At 63.8% G+C, this 16,746-nt stretch carries 15 protein-coding genes and 1 tRNA gene; 11 read left to right on the forward strand and 5 right to left on the reverse strand.

Annotated features, from left to right (window positions below; translation table 11 throughout):
• Window positions 1-204: 204 nt before the first annotated feature.
• The 4 genes from ribBA to LDO29_RS14775 all read left to right on the forward strand — a co-directional run bounded on the left by ribBA (window position 205) and on the right by LDO29_RS14775 (window position 3,666).
• Complete coding sequence (gene ribBA / locus LDO29_RS14760) at window positions 205-1,314, forward strand: bifunctional 3,4-dihydroxy-2-butanone-4-phosphate synthase/GTP cyclohydrolase II (RefSeq protein WP_224080530.1); 1,110 nt, start codon at window positions 205-207, stop codon at window positions 1,312-1,314.
• A 65-nt stretch (window positions 1,315-1,379) separates the two neighbouring features.
• Window positions 1,380-1,886 carry a 6,7-dimethyl-8-ribityllumazine synthase gene (ribH, locus tag LDO29_RS14765; protein ID WP_224080531.1) on the forward strand — a complete coding sequence of 169 codons (507 nt, stop codon included), beginning with the start codon at window positions 1,380-1,382 and terminating at the stop codon, window positions 1,884-1,886.
• Complete coding sequence (gene nusB / locus LDO29_RS14770) at window positions 1,879-2,382, forward strand: transcription antitermination factor NusB (RefSeq protein ID WP_224080532.1); 504 nt, start codon at window positions 1,879-1,881, stop codon at window positions 2,380-2,382. The genes ribH and nusB overlap by 8 nt, the downstream gene beginning before the upstream one ends.
• A 102-nt stretch (window positions 2,383-2,484) precedes the next feature.
• Window positions 2,485-3,666 (forward strand): pyridoxal phosphate-dependent aminotransferase, encoded by a 1,182-nt coding sequence (locus LDO29_RS14775; RefSeq protein ID WP_224080533.1) that lies wholly within the window; start codon window positions 2,485-2,487, stop codon window positions 3,664-3,666.
• Window positions 3,667-3,825: 159 nt separating this feature from the next.
• On the opposite strand, the gene LDO29_RS14780 is transcribed toward LDO29_RS14775, so the two are convergent.
• The 3 genes from LDO29_RS14780 to LDO29_RS14790 form a co-directional block, all read right to left on the reverse strand.
• Window positions 3,826-4,065 (reverse strand): type II toxin-antitoxin system RelE/ParE family toxin, encoded by a 240-nt coding sequence (locus LDO29_RS14780; RefSeq protein WP_253074126.1) that lies wholly within the window; start codon window positions 4,063-4,065, stop codon window positions 3,826-3,828.
• Entirely contained in the window at window positions 4,052-4,564 is a 513-nt protein-coding gene (locus tag LDO29_RS14785; protein WP_224080628.1) for an antitoxin PaaA2 family protein, read from the reverse strand. Before LDO29_RS14785 ends, LDO29_RS14780 begins: the two co-directional genes overlap by 14 nt.
• 416 nt (window positions 4,565-4,980) lie before the next feature.
• Window positions 4,981-6,033 carry a lytic transglycosylase domain-containing protein gene (locus LDO29_RS14790; RefSeq protein ID WP_224080534.1) on the reverse strand — a complete coding sequence of 351 codons (1,053 nt, stop codon included), beginning with the start codon at window positions 6,031-6,033 and terminating at the stop codon, window positions 4,981-4,983.
• A gap of 645 nt (window positions 6,034-6,678) precedes the next feature.
• On the opposite strand from LDO29_RS14790, the gene ubiD reads away from it, so the two are divergent.
• A complete protein-coding gene (ubiD, locus tag LDO29_RS14795) occupies window positions 6,679-8,208 on the forward strand; it encodes a 4-hydroxy-3-polyprenylbenzoate decarboxylase (RefSeq protein ID WP_224080535.1) in 1,530 nt (509 codons plus the stop codon).
• A 131-nt stretch (window positions 8,209-8,339) separates the two neighbouring features.
• A complete protein-coding gene (locus LDO29_RS14800; RefSeq protein ID WP_224080536.1) occupies window positions 8,340-10,355 on the forward strand; it encodes an acetoacetate--CoA ligase in 2,016 nt (671 codons plus the stop codon).
• Between the two features lie 22 nt (window positions 10,356-10,377).
• Here the strand turns inward: LDO29_RS14800 and LDO29_RS14805 are convergent, their stop codons facing one another.
• Window positions 10,378-11,031: a glutathione S-transferase family protein gene (locus tag LDO29_RS14805; protein WP_224080537.1), complete on the reverse strand. Its 654-nt coding sequence runs from the start codon at window positions 11,029-11,031 to the stop codon at window positions 10,378-10,380.
• Between the two features lie 260 nt (window positions 11,032-11,291).
• On the opposite strand from LDO29_RS14805, the gene LDO29_RS14810 reads away from it, so the two are divergent.
• Both LDO29_RS14810 and LDO29_RS14815 read left to right on the forward strand, forming a co-directional pair.
• Window positions 11,292-12,506, forward strand: coding sequence for a polyhydroxyalkanoate depolymerase (locus LDO29_RS14810; protein ID WP_224080538.1), 1,215 nt, complete (start codon window positions 11,292-11,294; stop codon window positions 12,504-12,506).
• A 52-nt stretch (window positions 12,507-12,558) separates the two neighbouring features.
• Window positions 12,559-13,455 (forward strand): aldose epimerase family protein, encoded by an 897-nt coding sequence (locus tag LDO29_RS14815; protein ID WP_224080539.1) that lies wholly within the window; start codon window positions 12,559-12,561, stop codon window positions 13,453-13,455.
• Between the two features lie 9 nt (window positions 13,456-13,464).
• Here LDO29_RS14815 and LDO29_RS14820 read toward each other — a convergent pair whose 3' ends face one another.
• Window positions 13,465-13,845 (reverse strand): DUF5594 family protein, encoded by a 381-nt coding sequence (locus LDO29_RS14820; RefSeq protein WP_224080540.1) that lies wholly within the window; start codon window positions 13,843-13,845, stop codon window positions 13,465-13,467.
• 184 nt (window positions 13,846-14,029) lie between these two features.
• Here LDO29_RS14820 and LDO29_RS14825 point away from each other — a divergent pair.
• The 3 genes from LDO29_RS14825 (at window position 14,030) to LDO29_RS14835 (ending at window position 16,691) form a co-directional block, all read left to right on the forward strand.
• Window positions 14,030-14,104, forward strand: a tRNA-Gly gene (locus tag LDO29_RS14825).
• A gap of 190 nt (window positions 14,105-14,294) precedes the next feature.
• On the forward strand, window positions 14,295-15,284 hold the full coding sequence (locus LDO29_RS14830) for a glycosyltransferase family 8 protein (protein WP_224080541.1): 990 nt from the start codon (window positions 14,295-14,297) through the stop codon (window positions 15,282-15,284).
• A 54-nt stretch (window positions 15,285-15,338) separates the two neighbouring features.
• The gene (locus tag LDO29_RS14835) at window positions 15,339-16,691 is read left to right on the forward strand and encodes an O-antigen ligase family protein (RefSeq protein WP_224080542.1); all 1,353 of its coding nucleotides are present in this window, start codon (window positions 15,339-15,341) and stop codon (window positions 16,689-16,691) included.
• Window positions 16,692-16,746: the final 55 nt, after the last annotated feature.

A 16,746-nucleotide genomic window follows, 5' to 3' on the forward strand; every position in this document is an offset into this window, starting at 1 on the left:
CGGGGCCCGGCTGTCCGGCCACCAGGCATGGGCACGCTCCCGCATTGCCTGCCTTGGCGTACAATATCCGGTTTGACGATGCGAGCTCCCGGCCGTCACCCCATGGCCGGCCCGACGCACACTCCGCAGCGATCCACCGCATTGTGTATAAGCGGCCGCCCGCCAGCTGGCCGCCTTTCCGCCCCTTTTTGCCGCCCAGCAGCCATGACAATCGCCCGTACCGAAGACATCATTGCCGACATCCGTGCCGGCCGCATGGTCATCCTCGTGGATGAAGAGGACCGCGAGAATGAAGGCGACCTGGTCCTGGCTGCCGATTTCGTCACGCCGGAGGCGATCAATTTCATGGCCAAACATGGCCGCGGCCTGATCTGCCTGACGCTGACCGCCGAACGCTGCCGCCAGCTGAACCTGCAGCCGATGGTCAGCCGCAACGGTACCCAGCACGGCACCAACTTCACCGTCTCGATCGAGGCCGCTGAGGGCGTAACGACCGGCATTTCCGCGGCAGACCGCGCCCGCACCGTGGAGGCCGCCGTCGCCCGCGACGCCAAGCCGTCCGACCTGGTGCAGCCGGGACACATCTTCCCGCTGACCGCCCAGCCCGGCGGCGTGCTGATCCGCGCCGGCCACACCGAAGCCGGCTGCGACCTTGGCGCACTGGCCGGCCTGACGCCTGCCGCCGTGATCTGCGAGATCATGAAGGACGACGGCACCATGGCGCGCCTGCCCGACCTGATCGAGTTCGCGCGGGAACACGACCTGAAGATCGGCACCATCGCCGACCTGATCCACTACCGCAGCCGTACCGAAAGCATCGTCGAGCGCGTGGGCGAGCGCTCGATGGAAACGCCGTACGGTACCTTCCACAGCATCGTCTACCGCGACAAGCCCACCGGCCACGCCCACTTGGCGCTGGTCAAGGGCACGCCGACGCCGACGCAAGAAACGCTGGTGCGCGTGCACGAGCCGCTGTCCGTGCTCGACCTGCTGGAGGTGTCGCGCACCACCCATTCGTGGAGCATGCCGGCGGCCCTCGAGGCGATCGCCCAGGCTGAAAGCGGCGTGATGGTGCTGCTCAACTGCGGCGACTCGGCCGAACAGCTGTTCACCCAGTTCACCGCGCTGGACGAACCGCAAAACCGCCCGCGCCGCAAGCCGGACCTGCGCACCTACGGCATGGGCGCGCAGATCCTGAAGGATGTGGGCGTGGGCAAGATGCGCGTGCTGGCAGCCAGGCAGCGCATGCCCAGCATGACCGGCTACGACCTGGAAGTGACCGGCTACCAGCCCATGAACGGGCAGGTTGACTGAGACCGAATATCCTGGCTGCCACGCATGGCCGTGGCAGCCACCCCCGAACCCTGGAGAACTGAACAATGGATCACGGCTTCTACCCCAGCAACCTCGACGGTGAAGGCCTGCGTATCGGCATCGTGCAGGCTCGCTTCAACGAGCCGGTCTGCGCCGAACTGCTGGAAGCCTGCGTGGCCGAACTGGAAAAGCTCGGCGTCGAAGGCGAAGACACCCTGGTGGTGACCGTCCCCGGCGCGCTGGAAGTGCCGCTGGCACTGCAGAAGATGGCCGAAAGCGGCCAGTTCGACGCACTGGTGGCGCTGGGCGCTGTCGTACGTGGCGAAACCTACCATTTCGAGCTGGTCTCGAATGAGTCCGGCGCGGGCATCACCCGTGTCGGCCTGGATTTCAACGTGCCGATCGCCAACGGCATCCTGACCGTCGACACTGATGAGCAGGCCCATGCCCGCACGCGCGAAAAAGGCCGCGACTGCGCCCGTGCCGCCGTGGAAATGGCCAACCTGGTCGTCGCCCTGGATTCGCTGCGCGACCACGACGGCGACGATGAAGACGAGGACGACGATGAGTGATACGCCTGAAACCGGCAAGCCGGCGGCTGGCGCCAAGCCCGCCGCCCGCGCCGAAGCGAAGGCCCCGCCCAAGAGCGCGCGCCGCCGCTCGCGCGAACTGGCCCTGCAGGGTCTGTACCAGTGGCTGCTGAACCGCAACGACATCGGCGCAATCCAGGCCCACCTGCATGACGCCCAGGGCTTCAACAAGGCCGACCGCGAGCACTTCGACGCGCTGCTCAACGGCGCCGTGCGCGAAGAGGCCCGCCTGACCGCCGCGTTCGAGCCGTTCCTGGACCGCAAGGTCGACGAACTCTCGCCAGTGGAGCGTGCCGCCCTGCTGGTGGGCAGCTACGAGCTGGTGCACTGCGTCGACATCCCCTACAAGGTCGTCATCAACGAAGCCGTTGAACTGACCAAGACCTTCGGCGGTGTCGAGGGCTACAAGTACGTGAACGGCGTGCTGGACAAGCTCGCCGCCCAGGTGCGCTCGGCCGAGGTCGCCGCCCGCCGCTGATGCGCCGGGCTGCCATGCCCGTGCCGCAACGGATACGACACCCGCTGATGCGGGTGTTTTCACTTCCACCATCCGCCCGGGAACGGGCGTAGCTGAACTGCCATGGACCTGCAGCGCCTCGCCACCGCCTCCCGCCTCGCCAATATCGACGCCTTCCACGTCATGGAACTGGCCAAGCAGGCCAATGAGCTCGAACGCGCCGGCCGGCACATCATTCATATGGGAATTGGCGAGCCCGACTTCACGGCCGCCGAACCAGTGGTCCGTGCGGCGGAAGCCGCCATGCGGCGCGGCGTCACGCAATACACGGGCGCACTGGGCATCCACGCGCTGCGCGAGGCGATCGCCAGCTATTACAAGACAACGTACGGGCTGGAGATCCCGGCGCGGCGCGTGATCGTCACGGCCGGTGCGTCGGGCGCGCTGCTGCTGGCCTGCGCGGTGCTGGTGGAGATCGGGGCCGAGGTGCTGATGCCGGATCCGAGCTACCCCTGCAACCGGCATTTCGTCGCTGCCTTCGACGGCGCCGCAAGGATGATCCCGAGCGGCCCGTCCGAGCGCTTCCAGCTGACGGCTGCGCAGGTCGAAGCGCACTGGAACGAGCGTACGCGCGGCGTGCTGCTGGCCTCGCCGTCAAACCCGACTGGCACGTCGATCCTGCCCGGCGAACTCGCGCGCACCCTGCAGGCAGTACGCGCCCGCCAGGGCTTCGCCATCCTCGACGAGATCTACCAGGGCCTGTCCTACGACGCGCCGCCGGTATCGGCGCTGGGCCTGGACGACAACGTGGTGACGGTCAACAGCTTCTCGAAGTACTTCAACATGACTGGCTGGCGCCTGGGCTGGCTGGTGGTACCGGACGCGCTGGTGCCTGACTTCGAGAAAGTGGCGCAAAACCTCTTCATCTGCGCGTCGGCCGTAGCCCAGCATGCCGCGCTGGCCTGCTTCACGCCCGAGGCCATGGCCATCTATGACGAGCGCAAGGCCGAATTCCGCCGCCGCCGCGACCTGATCGTGCCGGCGCTGGAATCGCTCGGCCTGCACGTGCCGGTCATGCCCGATGGTGCCTTCTATGTCTATGCGGATTGCCGCGGCGTCAACCACCCCGCCGCTGGCGATGCCGACAAGCTGACGCAGGCGATGCTGCATGACGCCGGCGTAGTCATGGTGCCAGGCCAGGATTTCGGGCCCCACACGGCGCGCGACTACATCCGGATCTCGTACGCGACCTCGCGCCAGAACATCGAGGAGGCGATGGCAAGGCTGCAGAAGCTGTTTCGCTGATCCGCCGAGCGGTGCGGGCAAAAGAAAAAGCAACCCGCGGGGCTAGCCGCTAACAAAATCTGTTAAAAGTGCAGGAAGAGGCAAGCGCCATCTTCTGCACTCATTGTTTAGGCTATGCCCGTGGCCACTGCTGCCGAGCATGCTTGATGCGTAGGATAGTTACGACGCGGGGCGCTCACGCGGTAGAAGATGATGTAGTTGCGATGAACAACCATCTCGGCATGTGTTTGGTACGCGCTTAGACGCCCGGTACATCTCCGGTCGCTCAGGTAACGCCAGTGCCTTTGCGTCAACCATCTCAGCAAAGGCTTCTGCAGCGTCCGGGTTGTCTTCACCAATTTTGCGGACGATCCGTAGCAAGTCGCGGCGAGCTAACTTCTTCCATTCAAGTTCTCGCACGTTTGCCCTTTCGCATGGCCGCGATCTCTGCGCGCACGTCAGACATCACTTCGCCATGCGAAATGGCTGGACTCGGGTCGTCAATGGCAGCCTGCACTTCCGAGCGGATCCAATCGTCATAAGCGGCAGCCCGCTCGTGCGTTGCCTTCAAGGCTCGAGCGCGGTCAGGACGAACCGGGCGATCAGCGTCCGACTCATCGGGACGCCAACCCTCAAGTGAAAACCGGCCACTCTGCACGCCAAGCGTCCGAATTATCTCAAGGGCCTTCAGTGGGTTGCGAAAGCAACGTGGGCGCCGGGCATTGCTAGTTACCAAGGTGGCAGGACCTGCGGCGCGGGTCTCGAATTCAATGAGAAAATGGCCGCCTTCGGCACGGAGAATGGCCGACAGAATCCCGCCCGCCTGGGCGGCGGCTGTTGCTTGCGAGACGTCGAGTGTTTTGATGACATCCTCAATAGATCGATGTTCCACGCATAATAATACTACGTGGGAGATCACCAAAAATAGTGACTCATAAATCACTGTGCGCGCGAACACTCAAGCAAAATAGATGATGTCTTTGTAGCCGAGGACCGCCTTGGCCAAGAAGCGCAGCTTCTCCGTACCAAGAGGCGTTCGAGTTGAGGAAATGCCCCCAGGGTGTACTCCCCATGCACCAACATGCCATTCTGCGGGAGTTTGTTACTGCGAGGCCACAGCAGAAACTGCGGCGTTGCGTCGATCCTTGCGGCGGATCCAGTGAAGTGACGTGCGAGACGCTGTCAAAACAAAGGCTGCTGACGAATTCGTCAGCAGCCTTTGTGGAGTGACCTTGGGCGGACAAGGATCATAGAGCGATTTTTTCAGGCTTCCAACAGATTTTGTTAACGGCAACCCCGCGGGGTTGCTTTTTCGCCTGAAGGGGAAGCGTCAGCTCAAGCGCTCTGCTGCGTATTGCTCGCTGCCTCCAGCTTTTCGCCGTTCTGGTGGCGCTCCGCCTGCGTTTTGCCTTCGGCAGCCTTCCCGGCCTGCGCGTCCACGACACGCACGCCCAGCAACTGGCGCAGGCGCGCGCGTTCGGCCAGCACCTTGGCGCCGTAGCCGCCGTCGGTATTGCTGGTGGCGCCCACGTAGTACTTCAGGCCGCCTTCGAGCGAACCGGCACGGGCGATGCAGTCCTTCAGGACCAGCGCGCCGATCTTGATGTTGGCGTACGGATTCAGCGCAGCGGTCACGCCGCCGACGGCCTCGTACTTGTCCTGGTGCACCTTGGTCATGACCTGCATCAGGCCCTGCGCACCGACACCGCTTTCGGCATACGGATTGAAGCTGGACTCGATCGCGATCACACCCAGGATCAGCAGCGGATCGATACCGACCTCGCGGCCGGTCAGGTAGGCTGCCTTGACCAGTTGCGCGGTGGCCTGCGCCGCCACGCGATACTTGCGCGCGATGTAGTCGGCCACGGCCGCCTGTTCGCGCGCAGTGCCGAGCGTTGTGGTGTTGCGGGCGTCGAGCGCCACGCGGGTCACCGGAATCTGGGCCGCCAGGTGAGCCACGGATGGCACCTTGGCCGCTGCCGCCACGCTCCATTCATCCACGCCCGACACGGTCGGCAGGCCGGCGCGGCCATAGCCGAGCTTGGCCGCCGCCACGTCCGCCGAACTTGGCGGCACGGCGGTGCTGGCAATGGCGGGCGCTGCTGCGCCCACCAGCACGGCCGGTGCTTCGTCGCCGGCCAGCAAGGCAGCCAGCGTGGTGCGCCATTCCTGGCTCAACGACAGCGAGACGGCCGAAACGACCGATATCACGCCGAGGCTGTTCAGCGCGTACTTCAAAGTTGTGCGGCCCCCGCGCAAGGCGCGGCCCGCGACCGGATGCGCAAATCGAAACTGAAACGACCGATTCACTCCGGGTACCGGCTTTCTGAGGCGGACCTGCAATGCCCGCCCGATGCCGGGAAGATGAAGGGTTTTCCAACCGCTCATGCTTACCTCCATCCGTTGCCCGCTGCGCGCGCCCAGACAGCTGCACGCACCCGATCTCAACGTACTCAAGTAAGGATGCTGCGCCGCCTAGCAGTGGCAACCAGCATCTGTTGGTGGGCGCTCCCCATGCGCCCAACTGGAAACAGGGCACGCTCTTGGGGGAACGCGCCCTGCCACGGACAACTCAAAACGCTCCGGCAATCGCCAGAGGGTGACCGGTCGGGCCTCGTGTATGCCGGGCCTGCACTACCGGTCTGGATGGAGGAATCTTCTGCTCACAAATTTCTATGTGCACCCCTTGACACAAGGGGAAATTCCATGTCGCGACGCAACACTCCATCGAGCAGACGCGATTGTAGGAACGCTTTTATACCCAGTCAAGAATAACGATCATCAATAACAATACTTTTTGTTATTAGTAACAAGACCTGCGAGGTCTGGCAAACGTCACTCAGTCACCGGGAATCGTAGGCCGGGCATAGGCCCGGCTCGATTCCGGCGGCGCCTGCACGCTTAAAAAACTTACAATTTGCGTCGACGCAAATAATCGTTTTTTTTGCCGGGACGCCTGCGCGTGTGTATCGTGACACACATCATAGGGGCGCTCCGGCTCTGCCGCAGTGCCGCACCAGACCTGAATTCACTATGCAATACAAAGACTTGCGCGATTTCATCAACCAGCTTGAGCAACTGGGGGAGTTGCGGCGCGTCAGCACGCCGGTGTCCCCCAGCCTGGAGATGACAGAGATCTGCGACCGCCTGCTGCGCGCGGGCGGGCCGGCTGTCCTGTTCGAGCGTCCGGCGGGCTTTGGCAGCCCTGACGGCATCTATAGCGTTCCAGTGCTGGCCAATCTGTTCGGGACCACACACAGGGTGGCGCTGGGCATGGGCGCGCAATCGCTCGAAGATCTGCGCGACATCGGCCGGGTGCTGTCGGCCCTGAAGGAGCCGGAGCCGCCGCGCGGGCTGCGCGAGGCCGGCAAGCTGTTCACGCTGGCCAAGTCGGTCTGGGACATGGCGCCCAAGCGCGTCAGCAGCCCCGCCTGCCAGGAGATCGTCTGGGAAGGCAATGACGTGGACCTGTCCCGCCTGCCAATCCAGACCTGCTGGCCCGGCGACGCCGCGCCGCTGATCACGTGGGGGCTGGTCGTCACGAAGGGCCCGCACAAGAAGCGCCAGAACCTCGGCATCTACCGCCAGCAGGTAATTGGCCGCAACCAGGTCATCATGCGCTGGCTGGCCCACCGCGGCGGCGCGCTCGATTTCCGCGAGCACGCGCTGGCCAATCCCGGCAAGCCGTTCCCGATCGCCGTGGCGCTTGGCGCCGACCCAGCCACCATCCTCGGCGCGGTCACGCCTGTGCCGGACACGCTCTCGGAATACCAGTTCGCCGGCCTGCTGCGCGGCAGCCGCACGGCGCTGGCCGGGTGCCTCACGCCGACGCTGGCCGAACTGAGCGTGCCGGCGTCGGCCGAAATCGTGCTGGAAGGCCATATCCAGCCCGACCCGGCGCATCCATCTGGCTACCAGCATGCGCTCGAAGGCCCCTACGGCGACCACACCGGCTACTACAACGAGCAGGACTGGTTCCCGGTCTTCACCATCGACCGCATCACCATGCGGCGCGACCCGATCTACCACTCGACCTATACGGGTAAGCCGCCCGACGAGCCGGCCGTGCTCGGCGTGGCGCTCAACGAGGTGTTCGTGCCGCTGCTGCAGAAGCAGTTCCCGGAGATCACCGACTTCTACCTGCCCCCTGAAGGCTGCAGCTACCGCATGGCGCTGGTGCGCATGAAGAAGCAGTACGCCGGCCATGCCAAGCGCGTGATGTTCGGCGTATGGAGCTTCCTGCGGCAGTTCATGTACACGAAGTTCATCGTGGTCGTCGACGACGACGTGGACGTGCGCGACTGGAAGGAGGTGATCTGGGCCATCACCACGCGCGTCGACCCGGCACGCGACACCGTGCTGGTAGAAAACACGCCGATCGACTACCTGGACTTCGCCTCGCCGGTGTCCGGCCTGGGCTCCAAGATGGGCATCGACGCCACCGACAAGTGGCCCGGCGAAACCACGCGCGAATGGGGCCGCACCATCAGCATGGACCCGGCCGTCAAGGCAAAGGTGGACGGCATGATGGCCACGCTATTCGACCACCCTGCCGGCGCATGAGCCCAGGCCCCGCTATCATGTCAGGCTGAACCGCGGAGCGGCGCGCGATGCACCCATGCACCCATGCACCCACGCCGCGCCGTTCGACCACACCATCCGATACCCGCGACAGACGGGCGCAAGGAGGAGACATGACCACCCTCGCAGAAGGGAACCTGATGTGGACACCGTCCGACGCTTTCCGCGACGGCAGCCAGCTAACGCAGTTCATGCGATGGCTGCAGCGCGAGCGGGGGCTCGTGTTCGATGACTACGCCAGCCTCTGGCAGTGGTCCGTCACCGAGATCGAAGCGTTCTGGGATGCGGTGCGCGCGTACTTCGACGTGCGCTTCGACACGCCCGCTCAGCGCGTGCTCGATCGGCGCGTGATGCCGGGCGCGCGCTGGTTCGAAGGCGCCAGCCTGAACTACGTGCAGCAAGTGTTCCGCCATGCCGGTACAGGCCCCGCCCGCCAGCGTGCAGCCATTCGCCACGCCGGAGAGAATCGTCCGCTGGAGGATGTGAGCTGGGACGCGCTCGAAGCGCAGGTCGCATCGCTGGCGCATGCGTTGCGCGGGATGGGCGTACAGCGCGGCGACCGCGTGGCCGGCTACCTGCCGAACATTCCCGCCACCATCGTCGCCTTCCTCGCCACCGCCAGCCTGGGCGCAGTGTGGTCGGGCTGCGCGCCGGACATGGGCCAGGTGGCGGTAATCGACCGTTTCCGCCAGATCGAACCGAAAGTGCTCATTGCGGTGGATGGTTACCGCTACGGCGGCAAGGACTATGACCGCGCCCCGGTAGTGGCGGACCTGGTTGCCGCGCTGCCCTCGCTGACGGACGTCGTCATCGTGCCGCACACCGGCAACCGGATCCGTGTGCGCGACGGCGTACGCGCACATGCGTGGCAGGACGTGCTGGCCGACCGCGTGCCGCTGGCCGTCGAACCCGTGCCCTTCGACCACCCGCTGTGGATCGTCTATTCGTCCGGCACCACGGGCATGCCCAAGCCGATCGTGCACGGCCACGGCGGCATCGTCATCGAGCAGCTCAAGCTGATGGCGTTCCACAACAACCTCGGCCCCGACGATGTCTTCCACTGGTACAGCAGCAGCGGCTGGATCATGTGGAATGCGCAGGTCGCCGGACTGCTGCTCGGGACCACCATCGCGCTGTATGACGGCAACCCGGCATGGCCGGACGCCGGCGTGCTGTGGCGCTTCGTCGACGACGCGCGCGTCACCGTGTTCGGTGCCGGCGCGGCCTTCTTCACCAACTGCATGAAAGCCGGCGTCGAGCCGGCACGCATTGCCGACGTATCCCGACTGCGCGGACTGGGCTCGACCGGCTCGCCGTTGCCGGTGGAAGCCTACGACTGGATCTACCGCCACGTGCGCAGCGACATCTGGCTGGTGCCGATGTCGGGCGGCACCGATTTCGCTGGTTCCTTCGTCGCCGGTTGCCCGCTGCTGCCGGTGTATTCCGGCGAAATGCAGTGCCGCTGCCTCGGCGCAAAGGTGGAAGCCTTCGACGACAACGGCCAGGCCCTGATCGACCAGGTCGGCGAGCTGGTGTGCACCGAACCGATGCCGTCGATGCCGCTGTTCCTGTGGGGCGATGCCGACGGCAAGCGCTACCGCGACAGCTACTTCGACACCTTCCCGGGTGCCTGGCGCCACGGCGACTGGATCAAGATCACCGCGCGCGGCGGCGCCATCATCTATGGCCGTTCCGACGCCACCATCAACCGGCACGGCATCCGCATGGGCACCAGCGAGCTGTACCGCGTGGTGGAAGACCTGCCCGAGGTGCTGGACAGCATGGTGGTGGATCTCGAGTACCTGGGCCGGGAGTCATACATGCCGCTGTTCGTCGTGCTGCGCGAGGGGCACGTGCTGGACGATGCGCTGCGGGACACGCTGCGCGCGCGCATCCGCGAGGCCCTGTCGTCGCGGCACGTACCCAACGATATCCTGCAGGCACCATCGATTCCGCGCACGCTCTCGGGCAAGAAGATGGAAGTGCCGATCAAGAAGCTGCTGCTGGGGCACGCGCCGCACAGCATCGCCAATCGCGATGCCATGGCCAACCCGGACAGCCTCGACTGGTATTTCGGTTACGCCGCGCAATACCTTGCGGCGCGGCAAGCAGAGTCCGCCCCGGCCTGAAGCGGCGAACGCCCGGCAAGCATCAGAACTCCACGTCGAGTTCGCTGATCTCGTCGGGCTCCTCGCGGGCCGCGGCGATCCACTCCTGCAGCTCGGGCATGGCCAGGATCTGTTTGCAGTACTCCACGGGCACCGGATCCAGCATTACGCCGTAGGTAACGAAGCGCGTCACCACCGGCGCATACATGGCATCCGCCATGGTGCGCTCGCCAAACAGGTAGGGGCCGCCGTAGCGTGTCAGGCAGTCCGTCCAGATGGCGACAATGCGGTCGATATCGGCCTGCGCGCGCGACCACACCTTCAGTCCGGGGAAATGCCCCTTCAGGTTCATCGGCAACGCCGCCCGCAAGGCGGCGAAGCCCGAATGCATCTCTCCGCAGATGGCACGGCAATGCGCACGCGCAGTGCGGTCGTCGGGCAGCAGCCCCGCCTTGGGACGGATCTCGTTCAGGTATTCGGCAATCGCCAGGGTGTCCCAGACGGTCACGCCCTGATGGCGCAGGCACGGCACCAGGATCGACGGCGACAGCAGCAGGATTTCGGCGCGCACCGCCGGGTCGTCCGGGGTCACCAGCACCTCTTCGAACTCCAGGCCGGCAAAGCGTGCCAGCAGCCATCCGCGCAGCGACCACGACGAATAGGTCTTGCTGCTGATGGTGAGTGTGGTCTTGCCCATCTCGCCTCCTTGTTGCCTTCGGGACGATCCGCACGATGCCGCGTATCCGGCATTACGCACCCATGCAGTGCAGCGGGTTGGCACCAGCGTGAGGCCCGTCCGCCCACTGCCGGCCAGCAGCACCTTCCAGGCGGCTGCCACACCACCTGCGGCCCATTCCGCCTGCCCTGGCGGTGCCGCGCGCAAAGTTTGTGCCACCATTCATGCGGATGGCATATATATTGCGGATACCGGGTCCACGGAATCACGGGAGGCAAGCCATGCTGTACCAGGCGTACCAGACCTACGCGGACATGATGCAACCGGGCTGTACGCTGGCCGATCTCACCGCGTCCATGATTGCCACAAACCCCCGGGCCGCCGGCAGCGAATCACTGCGCTCGCTCTGGGCCGCCTGCGAGATCCTGGCGCTGGCGCGCCTGACCCACCACCGGCCTGCCTTCGGTATTGACAGCGTAGTCGTCAACGGGCTGCCTGTGCAGGTTTCCGAGGAGGTGGTGACGCGTACGCCATTCTGCTCGCTGTTGCACTTCCGCCGCCACGGCATCGGCGGGCAGCCCCGCGTGCTGCTGGTCGCCCCGATGTCCGGCCACTTCGCCACACTGCTGCGCGGCACCGTGCAGACTATGCTGGCCGACCATGACGTCTACATTACCGACTGGCACAATCCGCGCGACATCCCGCTGCTTGCCGGACGCTTCGGCTTCGACGAGTTTGTGAATCACCTCATCACCTTCCTGCGCGCACTGGGCGGGCGCACGCATCTGGTGGCTGTATGCCAGCCCACCGTCGCCGCGCTGGCCGCCGCCGCGCTGATGGCCGAGGACAACGACCCGGCCCAGCCGCCCAGCCTCACGCTCATGGCCGGCCCGATCGATGCGCGCGTCAATCCGACCAAGGTCAACGAACTGGCCACCAGCCGGCCGATCGAGTGGTTCGAGAGCACGCTGATCGGCTTCGTCCCGCTGCGCTTCGCCGGCGGGCTGCGCCGGGTCTACCCGGGCTTTGTCCAGCTCCTCGCCTTCATGAGCATGAACCTGGAACGGCACGAGCAGGCGCTGCGCGAGATGCACGCGCTGCGCTCGCGCGGCGAGCACGAGAAGGCGGACGCCATCCAGGACTTCTACGTCGAATACTTCGCGACCATGGACCTCACGGCGGAGTTCTACCTGGAAACCGTCAGCATGGTGTTCCAGCGCTTCCTGCTGGCGCAAGGACTGCTGGAAGTGGGCGGACGGCGCGTTTCCACGCGTGCCATCCACCGCACGGCGCTGCTGACCGTGGAGGGCGAGCGCGACGACATCTGCGCCATCGGCCAGACCATGGCGGCCCAGGACCTGTGCGACAGCCTGCGCCCGTACATGCGCATGCACCATGTGCAGACCGGCGTAGGCCACTATGGCGTGTTCAACGGCAGGCGGTGGGAAACCCAGGTCTATCCGCTGGTCCGAGACACGATCTACATGAATGAATGAAGTAGTTGGCAGCCACGGCGAATACAATGCGCAGTCCATTACCGGACAAAGCATGGCATCCCGACAATTCCAGCGATTCCAGGACCAGGACCTGGTCCGCATCGGCCACGACGAAAACTACCTGCTACTGGCTCCGCAGCATGGCGGACGGCTGGTGCGCTGGGTCCTGCGCGGGGAAGACATCCTCTACTGGCCCGATCAGGCCGACTGGCGCCGGCCGGCGAAGATCCGTGGCGGCAATCCGCTGCTGTTCCCGTTCATCGGGCGGCATTTTGTCGATGGCGAAGCTGGCCATTGGCGCGGCGCGGATGGCACCGTCCACGCGCTGCCGCAGCACGGCTTTGCACGCGACCTGCCCTTCGCCGTTACCGCTGACAGCGACGATGCCATTGCCATGGTGCTGGAATCGTCATCCGACACCCAAGCCGGCTATCCGTACACGTTCCGCTTCGAAGCACGCTACCGCCTGATCGACAGCGGGCTGGAGGTTGCGCTGCACACGGAGAACACTGGCGACACGCGCCTGCCCTACTATGCCGGCCACCATTTCTATTTCGGCCTGCCTGCCGCACTGCGGCGCGACTGCCGGCTGTTGCTTCCGGCAACGGTACGGGTGCGGCAGGAGCCCGATGGCCGCCTGACCGACCCTGCGCCAGGCGAACCGGCGTATGCACTGGACGACGCCCGGTTGCAAGACACCTTCCATGTGCTGCGGAACGCCGGCCGCGCCACCCTGGCGATGCCGGGCCGAACACTATCGATCGACCTCGACGTGCCGGGCAGCATCGCGTGGCATGCGGTCACCACATGGTCGGAAAGCGCGGACTCGGACTTCTACTGCGTCGAGCCATGGCTCGGCCTGCCGGACGCCATCCACCACGGCCAGGGCTTGCGCTGGCTGGCGCCGGGCGAGCAGGAGATCGCCGTCTGCCGCCTGCGGGTGGACTAGGTCACCGCCTCAGTGTTCGAAATCGAGCCCGCCGATCAGGATCGACGGGTCCGCCTGCGACAGTGAACTCCAGTCAAGCTGGCGCGGCTCCTGCCAGGCCCTTAGCTTGGCCGGCAGTGCTGCCAGGTAACCGGCAAAGCGCTGCGCACCGCCGTCTGCAAAGAGGGCCTCGACCTCCAGCCCATCCCATGCCAGCGTGACATCCAGCGGATGCGGGAAACGCTGCAGCTCCACCGCCCCCTGGCCCCGAATGCGGACGCGGGCAGGCCTGCCGGCCAGGGTGCCCGGCAGGACTTCCACCTGCAACCGGTGCGGATAGAGGCGGACGATCGCATCGACGATGCGCGGGATGCAGTCTGCTTCGAAACGCGCGATGAAGTCAGTGGTCAAGGTGAGTCCTTAATCTTTATGTATGTGCCTGCGGAGCGCGGACTGGAGGAAGTCTCCTCGCAGTCAAGCATAATGTGCGGCCGCATCATCGGGCAATCGCCTGGTCGATCGTATGCTGCATTGCAGGGGTGGCCGGCAAATCGTGCTAGAATTCGCCCCCAAGTCATGCCAGAGTCATGCCAAAGCGGGCGTCGTATAATGGCTATTACCTTAGCTTCCCAAGCTAAAGACGTGGGTTCGATTCCCATCGCCCGCTCCACAGCCAAGCCCCTAGGCTGTGCACCCAGGCCCTGCGCCGGCCAATTAATAGTGGGCAGACGAGACACTCGTTGTCTCACGCGCGGTCAACCTCGTCACTCGAGGTAGATTTTTGTCCGCTTTCGCATCCCTGCCTTGCCACCGGAGTTATTCATACTCCACACGGCTCGCCTATTACCCGAGGATGACAAGTGCCATCTGAACTGCGAGATGTATCTGTCCCGCGCTCCGACAACAAACCGGTCCACGTGGCATTCGGCGTGGACGCTGGCTACTATCGCGGCATGGGCGTGACCATCACGTCCGTTGTGGAAAACAATCCGGGACTGGAATTCGTTTTCCATGTTTTCGCTTTCTCCATCACGGCAGACAATCGCGAAAAGCTGGAGAAGCTCGAGAAGCAGCATGGCGTTACCGTCCAGCTCCATCTGCTCGACACGACCACTCTCGACGAATTCCGCCAGTTCCCTTGCTTCAGCAAGCATTCGCTGGGCACCTTCATCCGCTTGCTGATTCCATCGAGGCTAAGCGGCATTGCGGACCAGGTTTTGTACCTGGATGCCGATCTCCTTTGCTTTGGCGATCTGTCCGACCTGCTTGCCATCGATCTCGGAGACCACATCGCCGCGGCGGTCGCCGATGAGAAAGACACCACAGTCAAGACGCAGATTCCGGCGCTGGGGCTGAAACACGGCCACTACTTCAATGCCGGTGTCATGTACATAGATGTGCAGAACTGGATTGCCGCCAACGTCCAGCAGGTCGCGCTGAAGGCGCTCACGACGCTGGACATGAGATTTGCGGACCAGGATGCCCTCAACATCGCGCTGGATGGCCGGATCAGATATATCGATACCAAGTGGAACTATCGATATCACCTCGTGGACTATCTGACACGCGGCGAGACCAGGCTGAACGTCTCACAGCCTTACGTTTTCATGCACTTCACCGGCCCGGTAAAGCCGTGGCATAGCTGGTGCCTGCATGACATCCGGGAATTGTTCTCGGACATCCAGTCCCGCTCGCCATGGGCGGAATCGCCGCTTGACGGACCGGGAACCGCACGAGAACTGAAACTGTTTTCCAAGTTCCTGATCACACAACACCGTATTGCCGAAGGCGTCTACTGGCATTGCCGCTACCTGAGATCGCGGCTGATGCAGAAACTGAAATCCTCATAAGGTATACGCCTGCGAACTACCGTTTTACGCAAGCAAGTGCAGACCAAAAAGAGAATGACTCAACAACTCGATCAAAGCCTCACTTCACCCGCTTCATTGCCGGGCTTTGCTTCCATGGAAAGGGACACTGCGGTATTCCGTGTCATGGCCCGAATTGCCGCATTCGTCCTTGCCGCCTTTTACGTCCTCGCGCTGATCGTCGATCGCGCGGCCGGCGTGCTGTACGGCCTGCTGATTGTGCTGGGCCTTGCGGTATTGATCTACCGCTGGAAATCGGAGAGCCAGCTATTTGTCAGCCAAGTAAGGCGCTATTGGCCACTTGCGCTCGCAATGGCAGCACCAATGCTGGCGGTAATGGCGAACGAGATATCGAGGCTGCAGTTCTCAAGCCGAAGCATTGATGCGCCATCGCGACTTGCGCTTTTTGCGTTGGTGCTCTGGGCCGTTTCTCGCATACCACTCCGGTATTTGCGTCATTTGCAATGGGCCTTCGTAGCCGGCGCGATCTTGTCGACGATCAAGATTCAGGTACTCAGCCACGGAGGGCAAAACAGGTACCTGACGGACTTTATACCCATCACCATCTTTATTGAAATGGCGATGGTGCTGGGAACGTACAGCTTGTTTTCACTTGCCTGGAACTCCAGACAGGACAAGGCTCAGATCCTTATTAAAGTCTTGGCGGCTGCGGCTATTCTGTATGGCAGTTACCTTTCCCAATCACGCGGGGCGTGGATAACCATACCGCTGTTCGGCGCCATTGCACTGTTCTCCAGTGGAATTCTGGCGAAGGGCCGCAAGCTTGCTGTGGCAGTCCTGATTGCGTTTGCGCTTATCGCCGCCATGAGCCAGGCCAAGCTGGTCAAAGATCGGATCGCCGACGCACGCAACGATATCGAGCAGTACGTAACCGGAAGCAATGTTGACACCTCGATTGGCTTCCGCTTTCAGCTATGGCACGGGTCCGTCGTGATCTTCCGCGAGCATCCGGTTTTCGGTGTGGGTGTCGATAAATATCGCGACGCCCTTGCAGATCTGGCAAATCGGAAGATCATTACGCCGTCGGCTGCCGTTTATGTCCACTCGCACAACGAATTCCTGTTCAATGCCGCCAGACTGGGCTTGTTTGGCATTGCCGCCCTGCTGGCCTTGTACCTGGTGCCTGCCTACTATTTCGCGCGCGATCTCAGGCATCGCGACAGGGAAGTCCGAGCCGCGGCTTGCATGGGCGCCTCCTTGTGCGGCGGCATTTTTGTGCTCGGCTTGACCGATGTGGTATTCCTTTGGTGGGAAGTCTTCCCCTTCTACGCGGTGGGCATTGCCACATTCATAAGCTTCATCGACAAGAAAAAGACCACCATGGCGGCCGCACAAGGCGCCGCCGGGAAGGTGCTGCCCATCAGGTAGAATTCCATTTCGACACCGCAGCCCGCCCCAAAAACGGACTGCTTCAGTTTTGAAC

The organism is Cupriavidus laharis (assembly GCF_914271435.1).
Lineage (GTDB): Bacteria > Pseudomonadota > Gammaproteobacteria > Burkholderiales > Burkholderiaceae > Cupriavidus > Cupriavidus laharis.

What these genes read in the sequence shown, in the direction of transcription:
- LDO29_RS14835 (WP_224080542.1), top strand. Translation starts at nt 15,339, where the DNA reads ATGACTCAACAACTCGATCAAAGCCTCACTTCACCCGCTTCATTGCCG.
- ubiD (WP_224080535.1), top strand. Translation starts at nt 6,679, where the DNA reads ATGCAATACAAAGACTTGCGCGATTTCATCAACCAGCTTGAGCAACTG.
- nusB (WP_224080532.1), top strand. Translation starts at nt 1,879, where the DNA reads ATGAGTGATACGCCTGAAACCGGCAAGCCGGCGGCTGGCGCCAAGCCC.
- LDO29_RS14775 (WP_224080533.1), top strand. Translation starts at nt 2,485, where the DNA reads ATGGACCTGCAGCGCCTCGCCACCGCCTCCCGCCTCGCCAATATCGAC.
- ribBA (WP_224080530.1), top strand. Translation starts at nt 205, where the DNA reads ATGACAATCGCCCGTACCGAAGACATCATTGCCGACATCCGTGCCGGC.
- LDO29_RS14810 (WP_224080538.1), top strand. Translation starts at nt 11,292, where the DNA reads ATGCTGTACCAGGCGTACCAGACCTACGCGGACATGATGCAACCGGGC.
- LDO29_RS14805 (WP_224080537.1), bottom strand. Translation starts at nt 11,031, where the DNA reads ATGGGCAAGACCACACTCACCATCAGCAGCAAGACCTATTCGTCGTGG.
- LDO29_RS14800 (WP_224080536.1), top strand. Translation starts at nt 8,340, where the DNA reads ATGACCACCCTCGCAGAAGGGAACCTGATGTGGACACCGTCCGACGCT.
- ribH (WP_224080531.1), top strand. Translation starts at nt 1,380, where the DNA reads ATGGATCACGGCTTCTACCCCAGCAACCTCGACGGTGAAGGCCTGCGT.
- LDO29_RS14790 (WP_224080534.1), bottom strand. Translation starts at nt 6,033, where the DNA reads ATGAGCGGTTGGAAAACCCTTCATCTTCCCGGCATCGGGCGGGCATTG.
- LDO29_RS14815 (WP_224080539.1), top strand. Translation starts at nt 12,559, where the DNA reads ATGGCATCCCGACAATTCCAGCGATTCCAGGACCAGGACCTGGTCCGC.